This is a genomic window from Frankia sp. CeRuru1 (assembly GCF_977966315.1).
Window position 1 is genome coordinate 1,233 of sequence record NZ_CDWWEW010000543.1, and the last position, 1,290, is coordinate 2,522.

Sequence of the window (1,290 nt, forward strand, 5' to 3'; positions counted from 1 at the left end):
GACGCCGCAGCCGCCACCTGACCAACCACCCCCAACGATCACGGGCTCTCGGCGCGCTGCCAGGGACCCTTCGCGTGGGCAGGGTCAGCGTCCCCGGCCGTGGCCACTACGGTGTGCACCGTCGCGGCGGCGCTGGACCGCCCGGGGCGGAAGGGGGGCCGTGATGGCCGACCGTGAGCCGACCTGGCAGCCACTGAGCGCGGTAGGGATACTGACCGCCCACGTCCACCAGGGCATCACCCTGGCCCGGGACCAGCTGACGATGCTCACCCGCGCGCAGCAGCAGCCGTACCTCCTCGATGACGCCACCGTGACCCGGCTGCGCGCCACGTTCACCGAGACCCGCCAAGACACCGAGCTGTTCGCCGAACAGGGCCGGCGCTGGCAGACCACGGCGACCGACCCGGCGACCCGGGCCGCGGTCGACAGCTACATCGCGCTCGTCGCCGAGGAACACGCGCTCGTGGACCAGGTCCTCGCCGTCGCCGACGAGCTGGCCGCCGGCACCCTCGAGAAGACACTCGCCAAGTCCGACCTGGAGCTGGGCCTGGAGACGCTGTTCGGCCGCCGCCCACCCCGGCCGTAGCCAGCCCGGTCAGCGTCACCGGGCCCAACCCGACCGGCCCGCAGCAGCGGGGCCCTCAGCCGCCTGCAGCCGCCGCGTCGAGGCTACCCGTGCGGCGACGGGCCGCCGTGCGGCGGCCGACCCGGCGCACCAGGGCGTCGGCCGCCGCGTCGACGGAAGGTGGCGACCACGGCCGCCCGGATCAGCGCAGCGGTAGATGCCGTGGAGAGAGGATGAGCGTGTTCTCGGCGCTGACGGCGACGGTGCTGCTGGCCCTGGCCACAGGTGCCGCGGGGATACTCGTCGTGCTCGTCGCGGGAATCCTCACCACGGGATCGTCCGCGCCCTCGTCCTCGTCCTGCATGATCCACCACCCTGCCAGCCGGAAGATCCGGACCGCGCTCGGTCCGGCCCCAGCGTCCTCCAGAACGCCGCAATTTGTAGACAAATTGCCTATCTTGCTCCGCCTCCCTGCCAGTTGTTGGGTTGCAGCGGTGGCAAGCCTGCCCCCTGTTGACCGGGATCGCCACCCGCCGACCGCACCGCGGGCAGTGATTCCATCCGTCCGCTTCCATCCACGCTCCTCTCTCCCCGGAACGCCCTCGCCACCGTCATCATCGGCCGCCCGACTTGACTCCGTAGCACCCATCGGATGTTTTGCTGCGCCATGATCGCCGCCACTTCGCGCGGCGGCACGCACCCCGCCGGTACCCGCGATCCCGCCG

2 protein-coding genes are annotated in these 1,290 nt (G+C 72.2%); one reads left to right on the top strand and one right to left on the bottom strand.

Annotation, left to right across the window (positions count from 1 at the left end; genetic code table 11):
- Nucleotides 1-163 precede the first annotated feature (163 nt).
- Nucleotides 164-586, top strand: coding sequence for a hypothetical protein (locus AC08OP_RS24080; RefSeq protein WP_476616261.1), 423 nt, complete (start codon nt 164-166; stop codon nt 584-586).
- Between the two features lie 181 nt (nt 587-767).
- Here AC08OP_RS24080 and AC08OP_RS24085 read toward each other — a convergent pair whose 3' ends face one another.
- Nucleotides 768-929 (bottom strand): hypothetical protein, encoded by a 162-nt coding sequence (locus tag AC08OP_RS24085; RefSeq protein ID WP_476616262.1) that lies wholly within the window; start codon nt 927-929, stop codon nt 768-770.
- Nucleotides 930-1,290 lie beyond the last annotated feature (361 nt).